This is a genomic window from Enterobacter sp. BIDMC109 (assembly GCF_001037885.1).
Classification (GTDB): domain Bacteria; phylum Pseudomonadota; class Gammaproteobacteria; order Enterobacterales; family Enterobacteriaceae; genus Enterobacter; species Enterobacter hormaechei_C.
In genome coordinates, this window is the sequence record NZ_KQ090002.1 from 4415182 (window position 1) to 4437270 (window position 22089).

The 22089-nt window shown below is 58.9% G+C and carries 22 protein-coding genes and 1 pseudogene; 10 read left to right on the forward strand and 13 right to left on the reverse strand.

Going from position 1 to position 22089, the window contains the following annotated elements; translation table 11 throughout:
• The first annotated feature begins 4 nt into the window (after positions 1-4).
• From SK62_RS20800 to SK62_RS20815, 4 genes are all read left to right on the forward strand, one after another.
• Entirely contained in the window at positions 5-1381 is a 1377-nt protein-coding gene (locus SK62_RS20800) for a glycoside hydrolase family 1 protein (RefSeq protein ID WP_047718452.1), read from the forward strand.
• A gap of 5 nt (positions 1382-1386) precedes the next feature.
• Positions 1387-1689, forward strand: coding sequence for a PTS lactose/cellobiose transporter subunit IIA (locus tag SK62_RS20805; RefSeq protein ID WP_014168006.1), 303 nt, complete (start codon positions 1387-1389; stop codon positions 1687-1689).
• A gap of 136 nt (positions 1690-1825) precedes the next feature.
• Positions 1826-3205, forward strand: coding sequence for a carbohydrate porin (locus SK62_RS20810; protein WP_040117018.1), 1380 nt, complete (start codon positions 1826-1828; stop codon positions 3203-3205).
• Positions 3206-3352: 147 nt separating this feature from the next.
• Positions 3353-4258 carry an EamA family transporter gene (locus SK62_RS20815; RefSeq protein WP_032103766.1) on the forward strand — a complete coding sequence of 302 codons (906 nt, stop codon included), beginning with the start codon at positions 3353-3355 and terminating at the stop codon, positions 4256-4258.
• Between the two features lie 48 nt (positions 4259-4306).
• Here the strand turns inward: SK62_RS20815 and nepI are convergent, their stop codons facing one another.
• The 3 genes from nepI to SK62_RS20830 all read right to left on the reverse strand — a co-directional run bounded on the left by nepI (position 4307) and on the right by SK62_RS20830 (position 6735).
• A complete protein-coding gene (nepI, locus tag SK62_RS20820) occupies positions 4307-5497 on the reverse strand; it encodes a purine ribonucleoside efflux pump NepI (RefSeq protein WP_023302830.1) in 1191 nt (396 codons plus the stop codon).
• Between the two features lie 169 nt (positions 5498-5666).
• Entirely contained in the window at positions 5667-6185 is a 519-nt protein-coding gene (locus tag SK62_RS20825) for an SRPBCC domain-containing protein (RefSeq protein ID WP_017694007.1), read from the reverse strand.
• A gap of 97 nt (positions 6186-6282) precedes the next feature.
• Positions 6283-6735, reverse strand: coding sequence for a DUF1198 domain-containing protein (locus SK62_RS20830; RefSeq protein ID WP_045333531.1), 453 nt, complete (start codon positions 6733-6735; stop codon positions 6283-6285).
• 99 nt (positions 6736-6834) lie between these two features.
• On the opposite strand from SK62_RS20830, the gene SK62_RS20835 reads away from it, so the two are divergent.
• Positions 6835-7737, forward strand: coding sequence for a LysR family transcriptional regulator (locus tag SK62_RS20835; RefSeq protein WP_015570111.1), 903 nt, complete (start codon positions 6835-6837; stop codon positions 7735-7737).
• Here SK62_RS20835 and SK62_RS20840 read toward each other — a convergent pair.
• The 8 genes from SK62_RS20840 to ivbL all read right to left on the reverse strand — a co-directional run bounded on the left by SK62_RS20840 (position 7725) and on the right by ivbL (position 16132).
• Positions 7725-8729 carry an alpha/beta fold hydrolase gene (locus tag SK62_RS20840; protein ID WP_047718446.1) on the reverse strand — a complete coding sequence of 335 codons (1005 nt, stop codon included), beginning with the start codon at positions 8727-8729 and terminating at the stop codon, positions 7725-7727. The genes SK62_RS20835 and SK62_RS20840 overlap by 13 nt on opposite strands.
• Positions 8730-8899: 170 nt before the next feature.
• The gene (gene uhpT, locus SK62_RS20845; protein WP_006808805.1) at positions 8900-10291 is read right to left on the reverse strand and encodes a hexose-6-phosphate:phosphate antiporter; all 1392 of its coding nucleotides are present in this window, start codon (positions 10289-10291) and stop codon (positions 8900-8902) included.
• Between the two features lie 132 nt (positions 10292-10423).
• A complete protein-coding gene (locus tag SK62_RS20850) occupies positions 10424-11734 on the reverse strand; it encodes an MFS transporter (RefSeq protein ID WP_017383677.1) in 1311 nt (436 codons plus the stop codon).
• Positions 11727-13232, reverse strand: coding sequence for a signal transduction histidine-protein kinase/phosphatase UhpB (uhpB, locus tag SK62_RS20855; RefSeq protein WP_047718444.1), 1506 nt, complete (start codon positions 13230-13232; stop codon positions 11727-11729). Before uhpB ends, SK62_RS20850 begins: the two co-directional genes overlap by 8 nt.
• A complete protein-coding gene (uhpA, locus tag SK62_RS20860; protein ID WP_047718443.1) occupies positions 13229-13822 on the reverse strand; it encodes a transcriptional regulator UhpA in 594 nt (197 codons plus the stop codon). Before uhpA ends, uhpB begins: the two co-directional genes overlap by 4 nt.
• A gap of 125 nt (positions 13823-13947) precedes the next feature.
• Positions 13948-14235, reverse strand: coding sequence for an acetolactate synthase small subunit (gene ilvN / locus SK62_RS20865; protein ID WP_015570113.1), 288 nt, complete (start codon positions 14233-14235; stop codon positions 13948-13950).
• Between the two features lie 3 nt (positions 14236-14238).
• Positions 14239-15927 (reverse strand): acetolactate synthase large subunit, encoded by a 1689-nt coding sequence (gene ilvB / locus SK62_RS20870; RefSeq protein ID WP_023302827.1) that lies wholly within the window; start codon positions 15925-15927, stop codon positions 14239-14241.
• 106 nt (positions 15928-16033) lie between these two features.
• Positions 16034-16132, reverse strand: a complete 99-nt coding sequence (gene ivbL, locus SK62_RS23000) for an ilvB operon leader peptide IvbL (RefSeq protein ID WP_057979964.1) — start codon at positions 16130-16132, stop codon at positions 16034-16036.
• A gap of 520 nt (positions 16133-16652) precedes the next feature.
• Here ivbL and tisB point away from each other — a divergent pair.
• From tisB to emrD, 4 genes are all read left to right on the forward strand, one after another.
• Entirely contained in the window at positions 16653-16742 is a 90-nt protein-coding gene (tisB, locus tag SK62_RS22585) for a type I toxin-antitoxin system toxin TisB (protein ID WP_017383683.1), read from the forward strand.
• Positions 16743-16806: 64 nt separating this feature from the next.
• On the forward strand, positions 16807-17253 hold the full coding sequence (locus tag SK62_RS20880; protein ID WP_003861064.1) for a GNAT family N-acetyltransferase: 447 nt from the start codon (positions 16807-16809) through the stop codon (positions 17251-17253).
• 62 nt (positions 17254-17315) lie between these two features.
• Entirely contained in the window at positions 17316-18149 is an 834-nt protein-coding gene (locus SK62_RS20885; protein ID WP_015570117.1) for a DMT family transporter, read from the forward strand.
• A 175-nt stretch (positions 18150-18324) separates the two neighbouring features.
• On the forward strand, positions 18325-19509 hold the full coding sequence (gene emrD / locus SK62_RS20890; RefSeq protein WP_015570118.1) for a multidrug efflux MFS transporter EmrD: 1185 nt from the start codon (positions 18325-18327) through the stop codon (positions 19507-19509).
• Here the strand turns inward: emrD and SK62_RS22590 are convergent.
• Positions 19415-20500, reverse strand: a pseudogene (locus SK62_RS22590) (cellulase family glycosylhydrolase); the annotation flags it as partial. The gene emrD and the pseudogene SK62_RS22590 overlap by 95 nt on opposite strands.
• A gap of 84 nt (positions 20501-20584) precedes the next feature.
• On the reverse strand, positions 20585-21511 hold the full coding sequence (dsdC, locus tag SK62_RS20895) for a DNA-binding transcriptional regulator DsdC (protein WP_032103332.1): 927 nt from the start codon (positions 21509-21511) through the stop codon (positions 20585-20587).
• Between the two features lie 265 nt (positions 21512-21776).
• Here dsdC and SK62_RS20900 point away from each other — a divergent pair.
• Positions 21777-22089 (forward strand): helix-turn-helix domain-containing protein (locus tag SK62_RS20900; RefSeq protein ID WP_156173212.1); only part of this gene is annotated, 313 nt, incomplete at its 3' end.

Genomic DNA, 22089 nt, shown 5'->3' on the forward strand with positions numbered 1-22089 from the left:
GGTCATGAAATACGCATTTCCCGATAACTTCTGGTGGGGCAGCGCAAGCTCCGCTCTCCAGACGGAAGGGGCAAGAGAGGGCGAAACCACGTGGGATTACTGGTTTGCCCGCGAGCCGAACCGTTTTCACAACGGCGTGGGGCCGCAGCACACCTCCACGTTTTATCAACACTGGAAAACGGACATTCAGCTGTTAAAGCAGCTGAACCACAACAGCTTTCGCACCTCGATTAGCTGGGCGCGCCTGATCCCTGACGGTATCGGTGAAGTGAACCCGGACGCGGTCGATTTTTACAATCAGGTCATTGATGAGCTGAATGAACAGGGCATCACGCCGTTTATCACCCTGTTCCATTTCGACATGCCGATGGCGATGCACGAGATTGGCGGCTGGGAAAACCGTGACGTGGTGGACGCGTACGCCCGCTATGCGCAAATTTGCTTCGAGCTGTTCGGCGACCGCGTGCTGCACTGGTTTACCTTCAACGAGCCGATTGTTCCGGTGGAAGGCGGTTATCTGTACGACTTCCACTACCCGAACGTGGTGGATTTTCGTCGGGCGGCGACCGTGGCGTATCACACCGTGCTGGCCCATGCGAAGGCCGTTCAGGCTTACCGCGCCGGACACTACGCGGGTGAGATCGGCATCGTGCTCAACCTGACGCCGTCGTACCCGCGCTCCCGGAACCCGGCGGACGTGAAGGCGGCGCACATAGCGGACCTGATGTTTAACCGCAGCTTCCTCGACCCGGTGCTGCGCGGGGAGTATCCGGCGGACCTGGTGGCATTGCTGAAATCTTACGATCAGCTGCCCGCCTGCAAGCCGGAAGACGGTTTCCTGATTGCGGAAGGGAAAATCGACCTGCTCGGCGTTAACTACTATCAGCCGCGTCGCGTGAAGTGTCGCGACAGCGCGGTGAACCCGCAGGCGCCGTTTATGCCGGAGTGGTTCTTTGATAATTACGAGATGCCGGGCCGTAAGATGAACCCGTACCGCGGCTGGGAAATCTACGAGCCGGGTATTTACGATATTCTGGTTAACCTGCGCGATAATTACGGTAACCCTCGCTGCTTTATTTCGGAAAACGGCATGGGCGTCGAAAACGAGCAGCGCTTTATTGAAAATGGCCAGATTAACGATCAATACCGCATTGATTTTATTTCTGAGCATTTATCGTGGCTGCACAAAGGTATTAGCGAAGGCTGCAATTGCCTTGGCTATCATATGTGGACGTTTATTGATAACTGGTCGTGGTGTAATGCGTATAAAAACCGCTACGGTTTTATTCAGCTCGATGTAGAGACGCAACAGCGCACCATTAAAAAAAGCGGAGAGTGGTTTGCCGCCACCGCCTTAAATAATAGTTTTGATAAAGAGTAATGATGATGATCGCACTAGAAGAAGCCGTAATGGAAATTATCGTCAACGCCGGCCAGTCCCGCAGCCTGTGCTTTGAAGCCCTGCACGCGGCGCGTCAGGGCAACCTTGACGAGGCCAAAAGCCTGCTGCGCGAAGCCGACGGCTACGCACGCCAGGCGCACAAGATGCAGACCAAACTGATCGAGCAGGATGCGGGCGAAGCCCGCCAGCCGATGACCTTAATTATGGTGCACGCCCAGGATCATTTAATGAATTCCTTATTAGCGCGCGAGTTATCCGAAGAAATTATTCATTTATATCAGAGATAGTCTATGGCGAAATAATTACTGTAATACCTCTGTACCCTAAATAGAGATCCACTTGTTCTGATGATAGCGACATACTCTGTCAGATCGGAGCGGGATGGTTATTGTCTGAATAAAATTAAACTATATTGAGATAACCATGAATACGATTAAAAAACTTCCATTAACCATGGCGGTTATCGCCGCGCTTTGCCCAATTTCCGTTCTCGCTCAGGAATTCACTCAGGAGCAAATCGACGCCATTGTGGCAAAAGCGGTGGATAAAGCCCTGGCAGAACGTCAGGCCAAAATGGACGCGGCGGTCGCGAAAAAAGCGGACGTGGTGACCGAGCCGCAGAGCGCGGCGCAATCTCCGGATATGGCGATCCCGTTCGGGGTTAAATTTACCGGCTACGCCCGCTACGGCGCGCACTTCCAGGCCGCCGATCAGAAATACGTGGCGGTGGACGGCTCCTACAACGGCGCGTCCGCCATTGGTCGTCTGGGTAACGAAGGCAACGGCGGCGAGTTCCAGCTCTCTAAAGCCTTCAAGGGCGAAAACGGCGCCATCTGGGACATCAACGTGATGATCGACCACTGGGGCGACGAAGTTAACCTCAAGAAAGCCTACGCCGGCGTGACCAACATTATGGCCTCCAACCCGAACGCCTACTTCTGGGCGGGTCGCGACTTCCACCAGCGTCCGCAGCAGGGCATCAACGATTACTTCTGGATGAACCACGACGGTCAGGGCGCCGGGGTGAAGAACTTCGACATCGGCGGCGTGCAGTTTGACGTAGCCGCCGTGGCAGCGGTGGAATCCTGTAGCCCGGAAGTGATGGAGGACGAAGCGAACCCGTCGCGCATCACCTGTACCGGCGGGTCCGGCACGGGCGACAAAGGCAACTACGCCGCGACGTCTAAAATCCACGGTATGAAGCTCGGTCCGCTGGATCTGGAGCTGTACGCCAACTACGGCTTTGACTCGAAAGCGGTGGAGAGCGACGAACGTCTGAACGCCTGGCAGGGCGGCGTGGTGCTGAGCCACACCAACGACAGCGGCGTGAACAAGGTGATTGCCCGCTACTCCGATAACGCGGACAACAGCGTGTTCAACAAAACCGAGGATCTGACCACGGTCTACGCCAGCTTCGAAGGGCTGTACAAATTCACCCAGGCGACGCAGGTGGAGTACCTCCTCGCCTTCCATGACTACGACAACAGCCGCGATAAGACCGACAACCGCAAGAACTACAACGCCATCGTGCGCCCGATGCACTGGTGGAACGACGTTCACTCCACCTGGCTGGAAGCGGGCTGGCAGCACGTGGATTACGACAACGGCGGCGACAACAAGGGCTGGAAGCTGACCCTGTCGCAGAACATGTCTATCGCCATGGGGCCGGAGTTCCGTCCGATGCTGCGCTTCTACGTGACCGGCGGCAAGGTGGATAACGAACGTACCGCGCGCGTGAACAACACCAAAGATGAAACGCTGGACGACTTCAACGTCGGCGCGATGTGGGAGGCGTGGTTCTAAGGTCAACAACATGCCGGGTGGCGCTACGCTTACCCGGCCTACGGTTTTCCCCCTCTCCCCGTGGGAGAGGGCCGGGGTGAGGGCATCAGGCCGCACACAACCATGCTATGCTGTTGGCCAATTAACGACAACATAACAGGGGAGAACATGGGTTCCACACGCAAAGGGATGCTCAACGTCCTGATCGCCGCCGTTTTATGGGGCAGTTCCGGGGTTTGCGCGCAGTACATCATGGAGAAAAGCCACATCTCTTCGCCTTACCTGACCATGGTTCGTCTGCTGTTTACCGGCGTGATCCTGCTGACGCTCTCCTTCGTTCACGGCGACAAGATTTTCTCGGTCATCAAAAACCGCAAAGACGCCCTCAGCCTGCTGTTTTTCTCGCTGGCTGGCGCGCTTACCGTGCAGCTCACCTTCCTGCTGACAATTGAAAAATCCAACGCCGCGACGGCCACCGTGCTCCAGTTTCTGTCGCCGACCATTATCGTGGCATGGTTTGCGCTGGCGCGGAAAACGCGTCCCGGCATATTTGTCTTATCCGCGATTTTCACGTCGCTTGTGGGTACCTTCCTGCTGGTAACCCACGGCGACCCGACGTCGCTCTCCATCTCGCCGGCCGCGCTGTTCTTCGGTATCGCCTCGGCGTTTGCCGCGGCGTTTTATACGACGTACCCGTCGACGCTTATCGCCCGCTACGGCACGCTGCCGATTGTCGGCTGGAGTATGTTGATTGCGGGACTAATGCTGACGCCGTTCTACGCCGGACGCGGCACCACCTTCGTGATCGACGGCGGCCTGCTGCTGGCGTTTTTCTACCTGGTGGTGATAGGTACCGCGCTGACGTTCAGCCTGTATCTGAAAGGCGCACAGATGATCGGCGGGCCGAAGGCGAGCATTCTGAGCTGCGCCGAGCCGCTGAGCAGCGCGCTGCTGTCGGTGGTGTTGCTGGGGGTGGCATTCACCCTGCCGGACTGGCTGGGGACGCTGCTGATTGTGTCGTCGGTGGTGTTGATTTCGATGGATTCGAGAAGACGGGTTCAGACATCGGCGTAGCCTGATGCCCTCACCCCAACCCTCTCCCACGGGAGAGGGAGAAAAGCACTACTTCGCCTTAACCTTCCCCGCCACCAGCAGCGCGGTCAGCAGCATCAGCGTGCCGGAAATTACCAGCGGCGAGGTCAGCCCCAGGTGGTCGAGCGCTACGCCGCCCACCGCCGCGCCGCAGGTATTCGCCAGCTGGATCACCGCCACCTGAATCGACCCGGCTTTTTCCGCCTGATCGGCAAGCGAGCGGGTGATCCACGTCGACCAGCCCACCGGCACCAGCGCAAAGGCAAAGCCCCAGATAATCGCGATCGCCGAAGCCACCCACTTATCGCTGCCCCACAACACCAGCGCCGCGGCGCTGATCGCCAGCACCAGCGGGGCACCCGCCAGCGCCACCTTCAGGGAGCGCTTCAGGAACTGGGACGACAGCGAGGTGCCGACAAAACTGGCGATCCCGAAGCTCAGGAGCACCAGCGTCAGGCCGTCCACGTCAAAGCCCGCCATGGTCATATACACCGGGCGGATATAGGTGAAGAAAGCAAACTGCCCGGCAAAGGCCATGAAGATGGCGGTCATCCCCGCCAGCACGCCGGGGCGCTTCAGCAGCGCGAACATGTTCTGTTTGTGGTGCGCCGCTTCCCCCGGAAGGGACGGCAGCGCCTTCCACACCCAGATAATGCACAGCACGCCCATCACCGCCGCCGCGTTAAAGACGTTGCGCCAGCCGATAATTCCACCGAGGAAACTGCCCAGCGGCGCGGCGATCACCAGCGCGATCGAGACCGCACCGAAGATAACGGACAAGGCTTTTGGCACCGTACGCGCGGGCACCAGGCGCATGGTCAGCGAGGCGGACATCGCCCAGAAGCCGCCTAATCCCAGCCCCAGGCAGGCACGGCCGAGCAGCAGCAGGGTGAAGCTTTCAGCGAAAGAGACCAGCAGGCAGGAGAGCGTCAGCAGCACGCTGAACAGAATAACCACTTTGCGACGGTCAATGGTGCCGATCGCCTGCGTGATAAACAGGCTGGCGAACATCGCCACAAACGCGGTGACGGTCACGGACTGCCCCGCCACGCCCTCGGAAATGCCCAGATCCTGCGCCATCGGCGTCAGCAGGCTGACCGGCAGGAACTCGACGGTGATCAGGCAGGCGACGCAAAATGCCACGGAGAAAACCGCCGACCAGTTGGGGCGTGAAACCTCTTTGGCCTGCGGTGTAGTCGTGGGCTGGGTATGTTCTGTCATGGCATCACCTGAAGATAAAAACGTGCGGAAAAGTCGCGCAGTTTATCATCAAAAGTGTGACGAATTTAACGTTTCGACAACTTTTGTCATTTTTTAATGCCGGGCGGCGCTGCGCTTGCGCCGGCCTACGGGCTTGTAGGCCCGGTAAGCAAAGCGCCACCGGGCAAAATTACCCGCGAGCCTTAAGAGCGGCATTCGCTAATCCCACGATCCACTCCTGATGCCCGTTAATCATTGGGTTCGGCACGGTGCGCGCTAATTCCTGCGCCGGCACGCCTTTCTGCGACTCCTGAGTCAGAATGCGCACGCGGTTTCCCGGCAGGTCTTCAAACAGCCAGGCGTGGATCACGTCCAGACGCGAATTCGCATCCCCTTCTACCCAGCCGTGCCACGCGATACGCGCGGCTTCGCCCTCCACGGGCGGAACATACTCCGTCACCTGCGCTTCAACCGGGAAGCCGAAGGTGGTGAAGCGAAAGCGGGCGTTGGCGCTCAGCGCCGGGCCGCTGCCGTCGTGAAAACGGATATCTTCGGCGTTGCTGTAGTAGTTCGGCCACAGGGTGGTGTCGTTAAGCTGCGCCCAAATCTCTTTTGCGCTCAGCCCGGCGACGATGATTTCGTTGGAGGCAAAGTTATCGGTGGTGCCGGGCAGGTAGTCGTTCGGCCAGATAATGGCGGATTGTTTCATGGTTCACCTCATCGGTTAGTTGATAAGGTGATGGTGCGCCTGCGGGTGATATAAATCTAATGACGATGCTTTATACTCTTCATCACGTTTCGTGATATCAGTGCAGGTAAAACACGCCCTCTTCCGGCAGGAAAAGCTGGTTGTAGCGCAGCTGGAAGGCGTTAAGCTCCTGCGGGTCAGGCTCTATCTCGCGCATAAAGCCGAGCGCGAGGCGGATTTGCGCGTCGGTGATCGGCGCGGCCAGACGGGCTTTACGCAGCATGCGGTGCCAGGTATGCAGATTCTCTTCGCTGGCGTCGACGATGCAGACCTGCCAGATCAGCAGCACCTGAGCGGCATTTAGCAGATGCGCCTCGTCGGGGCGTTCAAGATAGCGGATAAACTCATTGCCCGGCGTTTTACCGAACTGGTCAATCATCGACTCGACCGGCATCGGGGTGATCCCCAGCCGCTCGCTTAAACGTTTGATGGCGCGGCGGGAGTCTGAGGTCAGGACACGAAATCCAACCACAAACACCACGGCAAGCGTTGCCAGCATTATCCAGACCATGCGTTCTCCTTAGACTAGCCGCCCATCATAGCGGGAAACGCAGTGCGTCAACAGCGGGCAGCGCCATAATAGTAAACGGAAAAGAGGTGGAAAAACGTCATGAAAGCGGATCTGCGCACGCTGGATCTTAACCTGCTGAAAACGCTGGATGCCCTGCTGGACGAACGCAGCGTCACCCGCGCGGCGGCGCGTCTTGCCCTGACCCAACCAGCGGTAAGCGGCATGCTTAACCGCCTGCGGGATTACTTTGAAGACCCGCTGTTTATCCGCGCGCCGCACGGCATCGTGCCTACCACCCGGGCGGAAGCGATGGCGGCTCCCGTCAAACGCATTCTGGCAGATATCGACGAGCTGCTTCAGCCGATCGCCTTTGATCCGCTCACCGCAACGTTCACCTTCACGCTTGCCGCGACCGACTACGCCCTGCGCGCGGTCGTCGTGCCGTTTATCGCTGCGCTTAAGGTGCAGGCGCCGGGGATTCGCGTGCGCGTGGTACCTGTGGAATCCGACCGTCTGGTCAGCCAGCTCGAACAAGGCTCTGTCGACGTGGCGCTGATCACCCCGCACACCACGCCAGATGAGCTTCACAGCCGGGCGCTTTATGATGAACGGTACGTTTGCATGATGCGTGCCGACCATCCGGATGCCGGACAGCCCATGACGTTAGACCGGTTTTGCGCCCTGGAGCATGTGCTGGTCTCTTACGAGGGCGACGGTTTTCGCGGCGTAACGGATGGCGCGCTGGAGAAAACTGGCCGAACGCGGCATGTTGGCTTATCGGTGAGTAACTTTTTAGTCCTGCCGGACGTGCTGGCCCTCAGCGATATGATTGCCGTTGTGCCATCACGCATAGCGGAAAAGCAGACGGGGATGTTCGTCTGCGAGACGCCGGTTCCCGTGCCCGGTTTTACCAAAAGCATGGCCTGGCACGGCAGAACGCACCGCAACCTCGCGCAGGCGTGGCTGCGCGGGCTGTTGCTGGAGACCAGTCAGCGCGCCTGAAGCCCTTTCAGCAGCGCCTCGTGGAAGCGGGCAGGATCCTGCATCTGCGGCGCGTGGCCCATGTCGTTAAATTCAACCAGCGTCGCGTGCGGAATGCGCTTCGCCGTCTCTTTACCCAGCACCGCGTAATTGCCGAGCGTCTTGCGGATCTCCGGTGGGGCGAGATCTTTCCCGATGGCGGTGTTGTCCTTCGTGCCGATCATCAATAATACCGGCATCTTCAGCTCGTTAAATTCATAGACGACCGGCTGGGTATAAATCATGTCGTAGAGCAGCGCCGAGTTCCACGCCACGCGCGCTTTGCCCGGCCCGTTGTTCAGCCCGGCGAGCATGGTGACCCAGCGCTCGTACTCCGGCTTCCACTCCCCGGCGTAGTAGGTGTTTTTCTCGTACTGACGAATGCCGTCGGCGCTGACTTTCAACTCGCGCTGGTACCACTGGTCGACCGTAATATGCGGCACGCCGCGCGCTTTCCAGTCTTCAAGCCCTATTGGGTTCATCATCACCAGCTGCTCCACCTGCTGCGGCCACATCAGCGCGTAGCGGGTCGCCAGCATGCCGCCGGTCGAATGGCCGATGACCGTCACGCGATCAACGCCGAGCGTTTTCAGCAGCGCGTGGGTGTTATCCGCCAGCTGCTGGAAGGTGTACTGATAATGCTCCGGCTTGGTGGATTTGCAGAAGCCGATCTGGTCGGGTGCGATCACGCGATACCCGCTGGCTGAAAGCGCGCGGATCGTGCCGTCCCAGGTACCGGCGCAGAAGTTTTTGCCGTGCATCAACACCACGGTGCGGCCGTTGGGTTTTTCCGGCTTCACGTCCAGGTAAGCCATATCCAGAGGCTGGTTCTGCGAGGTAAAGGTAAAGTGTTTTACCGGCCAGCCGTAGTCAAAACCTTCCAGCTTCTCGCCGTAGGTGGGGGCATCCGCGGCCATTGCGGGGGAGGCCAGCGCCATCAACAGCGCCAGGCAGGACAATCGTCGGGTCAACATGCAAGCTCTCCGTTAGCAAAAAGGGCTAAGGCTGCACGAAAAGCGGCAGCAAAAAAAACTGTAGAGCATACGGGGGAGCGGGTGTGTAAAGCGGGGTAAAGGTAAAAGGCAGGCCGTGAAAAATAAAAAAGCCCGGCATCACACACCGGGCAAAGAAGTTACCTGCACACTCAGGCTACTTTTAATTTCTGCGCACGATTCTCGCGGCGGATCTTACGCTCTTCCAGCACCGCAACCATCGCCATCAGGACGATACAGCCAATCGCTGCCGCATCCAGCGCGGCAAAGGTGCCCGCCCAGCCGGTGAGGCCGAAAATTGGCGTGCCGTCGGCGATCATGCCCAGACCGAGCTTGGCGAAGCTGTCGCCGATCAGGTAAGCGAAGGTGCCCTTAATCCCATCGGCTGCGCCGATCGCTTTTTTCGGCACAAAGCCAACCGCCGCCACGCCGATCAGCAGTTGCGGACCGAACACCAGGAAGCCGAGCGCAAACAGCGACGCCAGGTAAACGTACTGGTTGCTGGCGTGCTGGTAAACGCCGAGCGTGGCGATAATCAGCGCCAGCGCGACGCAGGCCACCAGCGCGCGACGGCCGTTGGCGAGGTCCGAGAGCCAGCCCCACAGCAGGGTACCGACCAGCGCGCCTACTTCGAACAGGGTGAAGCCCTGAATCGCCACCTCTTTCGAGAGCTTCAGCTCCTGGAAGGCATACACGGTGGACCACTGGTCGATACCGATACGCACCACGTACAGGAAGATGTTCGAGAAGCAGAGCAGCCAGATCACTTTGTTTTTCAGCACGTACTCAACAAAGATCTGCCATTTGGACATCTCGTTTTCTTCGGTCTCTTTGTCCTCCTCGCTGATCTCCTCCCCGAACAGCTCTTCAGCTTTGCCGAGGCCGTAGGATTCCGGGGAATCGCTGCCGTAGCGCAGGCCGATAAAGCCGACAATCAGGGCGATAATCGACGGGAAGATAAACATGCCAATCACGTGGCCGTCGAACAGGTAGTTCGCACCGAACAGCGCCACGCCGGCCGCGCCCGCTCCGCCGAGGTTGTGGGAGATGTTCCACATGCCGAGGTACGAACCCCGCTTGCGGCGCGGCGTCCATTTGGTGATGGTGGAGTAGCTGCACGACCCGCCGGTGCTCTGGAAGAAACCGCTCAGGGCGTAGAAGGCGATCATCAGGAACAGGCTGACGGAGCCCGCGCCCATGCTGGCGCTAAAGCCGAGCATACAGATGGCGGAGAGGATCAGCATAAACGGCAGGAACTGCTTGGTATTTTTGCCGTCCGCGTAGTAGGACACAACCGTTTTCCCCACGCCGTAGGTGATGGAGAAGCCCAGGCCAATCATCCCCAGCTGCGTCATGCTCAGCCCGTAGGTTGAGATCATGTCGTTCTGCGCGATGTTAAAGTTTTTGCGGATCAGGTACATGGTCAGGTAGCCGATGAAGACCACCAGATAGGACTGCATGAACGGTTTGAACCACATCTTGCGCCGCACGTCGAGCGGCAGATCCAGGGTCGGCTTGCGCACCTGATTTAAGAAGGCCAGCATGACTGAGTTACTCCTGAGCTGATTTTTGCAGCATTGTAAAAACCAGCCAGGAGAGATGCCTGAGACAGCGTCCAGGTGAAACCGGGAAAATTTCTTAGTTTTACGCGTCTCGGCAGCAAAAGGTGAGGCGCGTCACGCTTCGCGCGGTGCCTGCGCGTGCAAAAACGGCAGCAACAGCAGGGCGGAGATGCCCGCCGCGATGGCGATCACCGCGAAGAACCCGCTCCAGTGCCAGACGTCGATCACCCGCGCCAGCGGCCAGCCGGAGAGCGATGCGCCAAGGTAGGCAAACAGCCCGACAAAGCCCGTCGCCGCGCCTGCCGCCTCTTTGTGGGAACACTCCGCCGCCGCCATGCCGATCAGCATCTGCGGGCCAAAGACGAAAAAACCGATGGTGAAGAAGCACGCCGCCTGCATCACGTAGCTGGCGAACGGCATCAGCCACAGCGAGCCGACGGAGAGTAAGATCCCGGCAGCAAAAATCAGGTTCATCGGCCCGCGGTTACCGTTGAACAGCTTGTCCGAGCCCCAGCCCGCCACCAGCGCGCCGATAAACCCGCCCAGCTCGAACATCGTCACCGCCGAGTTGGCGGTCACCAGGTCCACGCCGAGAGTTTCGGACATGTACAGATTGCCCCAGTCGTTGATCGCCGCGCGCACCACGTAGACCAGCACGTAGCAGAGCGACAGCAGCCAGATGTACGGGTTTTTCAGCACGTATTTGGTGAGGATCTCCTGGCGGGACAGCCCGGCCCCTTCCTGCTGCTGGGCGATCTCCATCTCGTCGTGCCGCCAGTCGCCCACCGGTGGAAGGCCGACGGTTTGCGGCCTGTCGCGCAGGCGCCAGCAGAGGAACAGTCCGGCGACAATCGCGAGGCCACCGGCAATCATCATCCCCGCGCGCCAGCCGTAGTGCAGCGCCGCCGCGCCGACCACCATCGGGATCAGCGCCCCGCCGACGTTATGCGCGGTATTCCATATCGCCCACCAGCCGCCGCGCTCGTTGCGTGAGTACCAGGCGGTGAGCAGGCGGGCGCAGACCGGCGCGCCCCAGCCCTGGAAAAAGGCGTTCAGCGCCCACAGCAGGGCAAAGGCCCACAGCGAGGTGGAGAAGCCAAACAGGATGTTCACCACCCCGGTGGCGATCAGCCCGACGCCCATAAAATAACGCGCGTTGGAGCGGTCGCTGACGATGCCGGAGAAGAACTTCGACAGGCCGTAGGTGATGTAAAACAGCGTCGCCAGCAGGCCGATATCGGTGCGCGTCATCACGCCGCTGGCGAGGATTTCCGGTGCGGCGGCGTTGAAGCTTTTGCGGGTGAAATAGAACAGCGCGTAGCCGAGCCAGATGGTAATCAGGATATGGCGACGCCAGTAGCGGTAGCGGGCATCGATTTCCGCTTTGTTGCTTAGCGGGGCGGCGCTGGCGGGGGTTTTAAACATGGTGTGTCCTTAACGGCAAACTGACGCTGACGCGCGTCCCGTGGGTGCAGGAGATCGTCAGCGTGCCGCCCAGCGCCTTTACGCGCTCGCGCATGCCCGCCAGGCCAAACCCCTGCTGGCCGGAGCCCTGCGGCAGGCCGCAGCCGTCGTCTTCAATCACCAGCATCAGGCGCTCGTCCTGCTGCCAGCCCTGGATCGTTACCGCGCTGGCGCTGGCGTGTTTGACGATGTTGTTCAGCCCTTCCTGGCAGACGCGGAAAAGGGTCACGCGCTGGCCTTCGCTCAGCACAGGTTCGTTAATGCGCCAGTCGAGATGGCTGACAATCCCGCGGCTCTCCAGCTCCATCTCGCGCATCAGAGAGCGTATTGCCTGCTCGAGCGAAAGATCGTCAAGCTGGCGCGGGCGCAGCCGCCCTAACAGGCGACGAACGGAATCATAGACGCCCAGCGAAAGCTGTTCGATATGCGCCCCGCCCTGCTTCACGCCCGCGTTTTCTGCCGCCAGGCGCTGAACAATGCCCGCCTGGGTGCGGATGGCGGTGATGGTCTGGCCGATGTCATCGTGCAGCTCGCGAGCAACCTCCTGGCGCACGCTCTCTTCCGTCTCCAGCAGACGCTCCGCCAGACGGCGGTTGCGCGCCAGCTCGGCTTGCAGAGACTGGTTCAGCTCGCGCAGGCGCTGTATGCCCGCGCCAAGCAGCAGCCCGGTCAGGCTCTGGGCCAGCAGCGAGAGCAGCAGATCTACCGGGTGATCGTGCCAGGTCTGGCTGGCAATCAGCGCGATGGCGTTCATCAGCGTGGCGATCAATGCGCCCTGCCAGCCGTAATGCCAGGCAAGGGCGATGATCGGCAGCGCCAGACAAAACGGCGTGAAGCGTGATAATTCAGCGGGCAGACCAAGCTGCAACCACAGGCTCACCACAAACAGCAGCAGATACCAGATCAGGTGCCGGGCGCGCCAGTTCACCGGCTGGGAGACCAGCGCCGGGCCGAGCGGCTGCCAGACGGTGCTGGTAAGGTAATGCCAGAAAACCAGGCAGGTCGGGGCCAGCGTCAGGCCGCCGGTGAGGGTCAACAGCAGGGCGTTAAGCACCTCCTTTTCACCCAGCCACGGCAGGGACTGCAACAGCGCGGCGGCAATCAGCGCCGCACCCTGACGCAGCAGCGTGCGCCAGTCGCGCTGGTGACGGTAGCGGGAAATCAGGGCGACCGGGATAAGCGTGAGCAGGCTTCCGGTCATCAATAAAGGCAGGTGCGCGAGGGCCACTTCCTGCGCCAGCCAGATCAGCATCAGCCACTCTGCGCCCAGCAGCACCGGCCAGTAGCCGCGCGGGCATTGCTGCATTAGCCCCAGCCGCAGGCCAAAGGGGAACAGCAGCACCGCCAGCTCCGGGCGCTCGACAAGATGCAGGCTGATACTCCACAGACAGAACCACGCGGCGGAGAAGATGAAAAAGCTGGCAACAACGGCGATCAGCCGCGAAAATAGGGAGTTCATTGCCAGCTGTCAAACATACGGCGCGCCAGCTCGACATCGTTACTGACGTTGAGTTTTTCCATCAGGTTGGCGCGATGAACGTGAACGGTCTTTGGCGACAGCCCCAGCTCTACGGCAATCTCTTTCACCGACATGCCCTGGGCAAGTTTCTCTGCCACCTGGCGCTCGCGTCTGGTGAGCGGATCCTGCCGTCCCGCCGCCAGCTTGATGGCAATATCCGGCGTCAGGTAGCAGCCGCCGGTGGAGACGGTACGCACGGCGGCAATCAGCTTGTCCGGGCTACAGCGTTTAGAGAGAAACCCGCGCGCCCCCGCGTTGAGCGCCTGCTCGACCAGCGCCGGGCTGTCGTGGACCGAGAGCATAATCGTCGCCATCCCTTTCGGCAGCTGGCTTAACAGCTCCAGCCCGGAGAGGTCCGGCATTGAGATATCGCAGATACAGACCTGCACCCCGCGTCCCGGCAGGCCCGCCAGCGCCTCGCGTCCTGAGCCAAACTCGGCCACGACCTGAAAATCCGGTTCGAGGTTTAAAAGCTGGGCAAAGCCGGAGCGAACGATAAGGTGGTCGTCGATAAGGGCGATGGTGGTCATGGTTTGATCCTGATGCGTGAACGCGCCGGATGGCGGCGCAAACGCCTTATCCGGCCTACGTGTAACGTCCTTGCAGGCCGGATAAGCGCAGCGCCATCCGGCAAAAGCCTCTTACCTTAAGTGATTTACTCAAAAAACACCGCAATTTTGTTAAACATGGTGGGATCGGACTGGTTGCGTGCCACTTTGGTGACGTCCTCCAGCTTGTCGATCTGCGCCATCATCTGCTCCAGACGCTGATCGTCATTGACCAGTAGCCAGATGCGGCTGTGCTCGCTGCCCTGAATCGGCAGGCACAGAATGCCTTCCACGTTAAACGCGCGGCGAGCGAATAGCCCACAGACGTGGGTCATGACGCCTGGGTGGTTGCGGACGGTGAGTTCCAGAATGACGTTATCACATTGTTTCTGCATGGCTTATTCCCCCACCATCTCAGTATTTGCCGCACCCGGCGGCACCATCGGATACACTTTTAGTTCAGGGTCGATACGCACGTGGATCAGCGCCGGGCCAGGGCGAGAAATCGCATCCTGCAACGCCGCGTGGGCATCTTCTTCGGCGTTCAGATCGCAGGTGTGCAGGCCAAAACCAGCGGCAATCTGCATGAAGTTGATCATCCCCGGATAGGTCGCCGCAAACACGCCCTGCTTGTAGAACAGGCTCTGCTGCTGGTGCACCAGGCCCAGCGCCTCGTTGTTCATCAGAATGATTTTAACGTCTAACTGGTTTTCGGCCGCCGTCGCCATCTCCTGAATATTCATCATCAGGCTGCCGTCACCGGAGAAGCAGATCACCTTGCGGTCCGGGTTGGCGAGCGCCGCGCCAACCGCTGCTGGCAGGCCGAAGCCCATGGTGCCAAGGCCGCCGGAGGTCAGCCACTGGCGCGGACGGTTCAGCGGATACGCCTGAGCGGTCCACATCTGATGCTGGCCGACGTCGGTGGTGATAATCGCGCTGTCATCCACGCAGGCGGCGACGGCGTTGATAAGACCATAGTGGCTCAGCGGGTCGCCCTCGGTTGGGATAGCGCCCGGGAACTCCCGTTGCAGATCGGCTACCAGCTGGCGCCAGTCGGCGCGGTCGGTTGCCTCCGTCTGCGGGATCAGCTGCGCCAGCACCTCGGCCACGTCGCCCTGGATCGCCACGTGCGGCTGCTTGATTTTACCCAGCTCGGCGCGGTCGATATCCACGTGAATGATTTTGGCGTTCGGGCAGAACTGCTCGGTTTTGCCAATCGCCCGGTCATCAAAACGCGCCCCCATAACTATCAGCAAATCCGCCTCTTGCAGGATGTAGTTGGTGCTGCGCGCGCCGTGCATGCCCAGCATGCCGAGAGAGAGCGGGTGCGCTTTTGGCAGCATACCCAGCGCCATCAGGGTCATAGTGGTGGGCAAATTAGCTTTTTCAGCGAACTGGCGGATTTCATCCGCGGCGTTGATCGTCCCGCCGCCCAGATAGAGCACCGGGCGTTTGGCGGCGTTGATCATCGCCGCCGCATCGCGCACGCTCTCAGCGCTGAATTCTGGCGCGGGGGCACGGTCACCCGGCTCCGGCAGAACGTCGATCTCAATTTCTGCGGTCTGGACATCCTTAGGAATGTCTATCCACACCGGGCCCGGGCGGCCAGACTGCGCAATGCGGAACGCATCGCTGATAACCTGAGGCAGCTCGCTAATATCGCGAACTAAATAGTTATGTTTGGTGATGGGGATAGAGATGCCGTAGGTGTCGACTTCCTGGAACGCATCGGTGCCGATCATCGAGGACGGCACCTGGCCGGTAATGCAGATCAGCGGAATGGAGTCGAGACGCGCGTCGGCGATGGCGGTCACCAGGTTAGTGGCGCCCGGCCCGCTACAGGCCATACAGACCGCCGGTTTACCCTGGGTACGCGCCATGCCCTGGGCGATAAAGCCTGCGCCCTGCTCGTGGCGCGCCAGCACGTGGCGGATCTGTGTGCTTTGGCTTAACGCATCATACAGCGGCAGTACGGTCCCACCCGGGATGCCCGCAACGGTGGTGATGCCCTGTCGTTCCAGTAAATGAACAATCAGCTGCGCGCCTGTAAAACGCGTCTTGGTGGATGTTGTGCCCGAACTTGCCATGCTCCAGTCCTTTTCTTCTGAGCCAGCCTTCCGGGGAGGGTCCTAAACGAAAAACCCCGCCCGGTTTGCGCCGGCGGGGTTTTGGATTCGTGTGTTGATCCAGTCCCTACGGCGCATTGCCGACGACAACCACCACACGCACGACGACCACTGCGGCAGGTTGCGCAGTTTTTAGTAGGGTCGAAGTGAAGATGGATGAAGTCATTGGGGACCTGTGTTTGGAATCATTGATTGAATTTATACAAACACAGGTTTTCGGATGTGACAATGGAAATATTTTCATCTGCGCAAAAATGCGTCAGGGATCACGTTTTGTTTGTTGGGTGGTGAAAACAAAAAACCCCGCCTAAGCGAGGTTTTTATCAGGGTTTTGCGGTTGGTTGCCGCAGAACACACTGTGTTACGTCAACGCGAAAAGTATACGCGATCGAAGACGAACGCGCAATTCCGGCACGGATTTTGACGTTTTTGAGTATGGATCGCCTTCCAAATTTTGTCCATAAAATACTGTTCATGCATACAGTATTTATCTATACTGAGGGTGTTCGCAGTGAGCGAGGGGGCCGCAGTTTACCGGCGCAACGAAGTCCTGGCTGAAACGGGTGGTGCCGTCAGTGCCTTAACCCCTGAAGTGAGCACACTGTGTTACGTCAATCCAGGTGCTGGCCACAGGCGGCGGAAAGGTACGCCAGCATCGTGCTCCTTTTAACCAAAAGGAGACGCGTATGAGCGTCGTGGATATGGTCATACTTGTCCTCAAACTCATTGTTGCTGTATTGCAACTGCTTGATGCTGTCCTGAAATACGTTCGGTGATTCAGGTTCAAGTCGCACCTGAGAGGGGCGGGCAACCGCCCCTCTTTAATAACGAGGGAATGCTATGTCGCGTCTGTTAATTGAGCCTGTCACGCCCGATGAACCCGGGTATATCGCCCTGAAGGCGGAGAGTATCGCGTTGAATTTCAATATGCTGCGCAGGCTGGAAGAGAACTGGCAGCGGGGTGAAAACCGCTTTAACGCGCCGGGTGAAAAACTGCTGGGGGCGTTTCTTAACGGCAGGCTGGTGGGCGTGTGCGGCCTTAATCGCGATCCGTTCAGCCAGCAGCCGCGCGCCGGACGTATTCGTCATCTCTACGTCAGCGAGAAGTGCCGTGGGCAGGGCATAGGCAAACAGCTTTTGACCGTGGTGATGGCGGATGCCAGCATCTGGTTTGATTTTCTTAATACCCATGCGCCGGAAACCGCGTACGGATTTTACCATCGGGCGGGCTTCAGGCTGGTGTCAGACGAACCCCGGGTGACGCACCGCCTTTTTTGCGCAGTGTAAGCGGCTGGCAGCATCGACGGGTGAATGTTACAGTTGGATGACATTTCACCAACCGATACGCCATGACCATCACCGTTTTCTGCATTTTACTGTTCGCCGCACTGCTGCATGCCAGCTGGAACGCCATCGTTAAAGCCGGAACGGATAAACTCTACTCGGCGATCGGAGTCAGCGGTTCAGCCGCGCTTATTGCCCTGATTTTACTGCCCTTCTCTCCTCAGCCAACTGCCGCAAGCTGGCCATATTTGTTCGTCTCCTGTGCGTTACAGGTGGTGTACACCGTGCTGGTAGCGAAGACCTATCAGGTCTCCGACATGAGCCAGACCTACCCCCTTATGCGCGGGACGGCCCCTCTGCTGGTGGCGCTGATCAGCGTATTGGTGCTCGGGGATCATCTCTCCTGGCTTGCCTGGTCCGGCATTGGGGTCATTTGTCTTTCGATTCTGGCCATGGCGATGAACGGCCGCATGCAGTCACGCAAGGGGATCTGGCTGGCGCTGCTGAACGCTTGTTTTATCGCCGGGTATACCCTGGTGGACGGCACCGGTGTGCGACTTTCGGACACTGCGCTGGGCTATACGCTCTGGACCTTCTTCATGAACGGTTTCTGCCTGCTGAGCTGGGCAATGGTGGCGCGGCGTCGCGAAGCGTCCAGCTACCTGCGCCTGCACTGGAAAAAAGGGCTGCTCGGCGGCGTCGGGACGATGGGATCTTACGGTCTGGCACTCTGGGCGATGACCCAGGCACCGCTGGCTGTGGTCGCGGCACTGCGTGAAACCTCTATTCTCTTCGGCGCATTAATCGCATTTGTGCTTTTAAAAGAGAAGGTTGCCGGCCTGCGCATCGCGGCGGCACTGGGTATTGCTGCCGGTGCGGTCCTGCTGCGCCTGGCGTAATTCGCTGGCAACATTAGTTGCCGATCTTGTTTACAAATCCTGCCTTCACGTCTTCTGTCATTCATCACAGTAATGCTTAAATTGTCATCTCTCTGTGGTAGATTCCTCGCGCATTTATGGGAATGCGTAGTCACTTATTCTTTATTTATCTCTTTTGGCAAAAGTATTCAGCGACATGAAAAAGCAACGGAACGTGAACTTATTGTTGATGCTGGTGTTACTGGTGGCCGTCGGGCAGATGGCACAAACCATCTACATTCCGGCGATTGCCGATATGGCAAAAGATCTGAGCGTCCGCGAAGGTGCAGTCCAGAGCGTGATGGCAGCCTATCTGCTGACCTATGGCGTTTCACAGCTGGTTTATGGTCCCCTGTCCGATCGCGTCGGGCGTCGTCCGGTCATTCTGGTGGGCATGAGCATTTTCATGGTAGCGACGGTGATTGCCATTACCACGCACAGCCTCACCGTCCTGATTGCCGCCAGCGCCCTCCAGGGCGTGGGCACCGGCGTCGGCGGGGTTATGGCGCGTACCCTGCCGCGTGATATGTACCAGGGCACACAGCTTCGTCACGCCAACAGTCTGTTAAATATGGGTATTCTGGTCAGCCCGCTGCTGGCCCCGCTGATTGGGGGTCTGCTGGACACCGTCTGGTCCTGGCGCGCCTGTTACGCCTTCCTGCTGGTGCTGTGCATTATTGTCACCTTCAGCATGGCGCGCTGGATGCCGGAAACCCGCCCAAAAGACGCGCCGCGCACGAAGCTCATCGCCAGCTACAAAACGCTGTTCGGTAATGGGTCCTTTACCTGTTATCTGTTGATGCTAATCGGCGGCCTGGCGGGCATTGCGGTGTTTGAAGCCTGTTCCGGCGTGCTGCTGGGCGCAGGCCTTGGCCTGAGCAGCATGGTGGTGAGTATTCTGTTTATTCTGCCGATCCCGGCGGCGTTCTTCGGTGCATGGTTCGCCGGACGTCCGAACAAGCGTTTCTCCACGCTGATGTGGCAGTCGGTGATCAGCTGTCTGCTGGCCGGGCTGATGATGTGGATCCCGGGGCTGTTTGACGTGATGTCGGTCTGGACGTTGCTCATCCCGGCGGCGCTGTTCTTCTTCGGCGCGGGCATGCTGTTTCCCCTCGCCACCAGCGGCGCGATGGAGCCGTTCCCGTTCCTCGCAGGCACGGCAGGCGCGCTGGTGGGCGGTTTGCAGAACATCGGTTCCGGCGCGCTGGCCTGGCTTTCGGCTATGATGCCGCAGACCGGGCAGGCGAGTTTAGGCTTGCTGATGACCCTGATGGGGCTGCTGATTTTGCTGTGCTGGCTGCCGCTGGCGTCGCGTGTCTCGCATCACGAACAGCCGGTTTAACCGCATGATGGTCCGGCTTCTCGCCGGGCTTTTCACAGACGGGCGCAATCATCGCCTGCAATAGCCGCTCTGGGGCAGGCCGCCACGCCCCCTCTTCCCCGTCATAAAACTGAACATCGGCGTTTATCGCATACGGGATGTTGGCCTGTTGCAGCTCGCACGCCATAAACGTGGCAAACGCCATCTGCGAGGCGGTTGGCATCAGGCTTTTCGATTCGCCCACCCCCCAGCCGCCAACCCAGCTCACATGCCCGGTTTTTTGTTGCCAGTGCAGCGCGGCGTTGATTCGGTTACGGATAGCCGCTTTCTCAGCCGCAGTTCCGGACGTCCACGGGTATTTACCGTTCGTTTTCAGCGGGCCCCAGGGGAAAATATGCCACTCCGCCAGCAGGTAATTTTGGCTGTGCGCGGGCAGCTTCAGGCTGGATAAATCCTCCGGCGCGGCGCGCAGACGAGGGGCGATAAAAATCATGCGGCTGGCATCAATGGCGTGAATGTCTTTGATCGCTTTCTCATACACCCGGTTGAGCGAAGCAACGTTGTGGTTGAGCTTGTCCGCCGGTTCGTAGATCAGGTCAAAGCCCAGCAACGGCGAGCGCTGACCAAAATAGTGCGCCACGGCAATCCACCAGTTAATCACCTCTTTTTCGGTATCCGCTTTCGGGTCGTTTTTATATTCATCGGCCTGATAAGCGATGATGGGGATGACGCCGTATTGCTCGCAGGCCTCCACCAGCTTACGCAGGTGAATCAGCCGCGCTTCCGTCGGTTCGCCCGCCACCCGAATACGGACATGGTGTATGCCTTTCGCCTGAAAATCACGGACCACCAGCGGGTCGAACTCGCGGATACCGCGCTCGGTGCGTGCCCAGTCGACATCCATTCCGACGCCCAGCATCTGCGCGTAACGGGCAGCCGTCAGCGGCAGCTCAGCGGCAATCGCACAGCCGGAAGAGAGTAAGATCGCAGTGGCAATAAAAGGCTTTAACACGGTTTACCCTGGATAAATCAAAAGCATTACCTGTATTTAGCACGCTTTTTCACATTTGGTGTAGAGCGAAAGCGTAATAATTCTTCAACCCGCCAGTTCTCTTAGCCAGCCGATAAAGGCGTCAATTTTCGGCCACTGACGGCCGGGAAGCGTTGAGACGTAATAATGCTGATGGCACTTGAGAGTTTTCCCATCAAAGGGTGCGATCAACTCCCCCCGTTCGAGACGTTTTTGCACCAGCCGCTTTCTCCCCATCGCCACCCCCACATTATTCATGGCCGCGATAATGGCTAAATCAGAACGATCGAAGCCAATACCCGATGATAACGGCATATTCGCCGCGAAGTGCTGCGCCCAGCTCAGCCACTCATCCGTACCGGAATCATTGCTCCAGGCCTGACGGTCGTGCAGTAACGTGCAGTGGCTGAGGTTATGGGGGTTTTTCAGCAGTTCATGCTCCCGGGCATACGCCGGCGAGCAGACGGGCAAAATCTCTTCATCCATCAAAAAGTGATGAGAAAGGTGGTTTGGCGGCGTATCGTCGAAATAGAGCGCCAGATCGATGCCGGTTCGCTGCATGTTGACGTAATCATTACCAGTCAGAATAGTAAGTGAAATCGACGGATAGCGGCGGGTAAAATCCCCCAGCATCGGCACCAGCCAGCACTGGGCGATCGACGGCCGGGAGTACACCGTTAGCGTACCTGACAGCGCCTGGTTTTTAATATCCAGGATCTCCTGATTCAGGGTGTCGAGGGACGATTTCAGCGTCCAGTAAACGCGCTTGCCTTCCTGCGTCAGCTCCACTTTACGGTGTGAGCGGACAAACAGCTGAATGCCCAGCTCCTCTTCCAGCAGATTTATGCGGTGGCTCACCGCGCTGGGGCTGAGCGACAGCTCCGCCGCCGCCAGCGCGAAGGACTCATGCCGGGCGGCCACTTCAAAGGTGTACATTTTCGACAGCTGCCAGCCGTTTAACAGCCGGTTTCTGCCTTCATTCGCATCGGTCATCACAATTCCCATACGTAATTTCTGCGTTCAGCATACCGCTCAAGAATGAATTTATGTGAACCTAATACGAGTTAAGTGCGCTTTTTAGAGTCCAGTCACTCAGTTGATCCAATCTGGCTCATCTGAACGCCAATTTATATCGTTTGTCAGCCCACGCCGTTTTTTCGTCCAATACCCCCAGATGACATTGTACGGTCCGGGGACATAGTGAACACTTGTTCGGGGACATGGTAGACACTTACAACTAAGGCATAAGAACCCGTTTATGGAGTCGCTTATGCCCTGGGATGCGAGAGATACCATGTCATTACGTACCGAGTTTGTTTTGTTCGCCTCGCAGGACGGGGCGAACATCCGTTCCCTCTGCCGTCACTACGGCATTTCCCCTGCCACCGGCTACAAGTGGCTTCAGCGCTGGGTTCAGGAAGGCGCCGCCGGCCTTCAGGACCGCCCGCGCATACCGCACCATTCCCCGAACCGCTCGTCAGACGACATCACTGCCCTGCTGCGCATGGCACATGCCCGTCATGAACGCTGGGGAGCCCGCAAGATTAAGCGCTGGCTCGAAGACCAGGGAC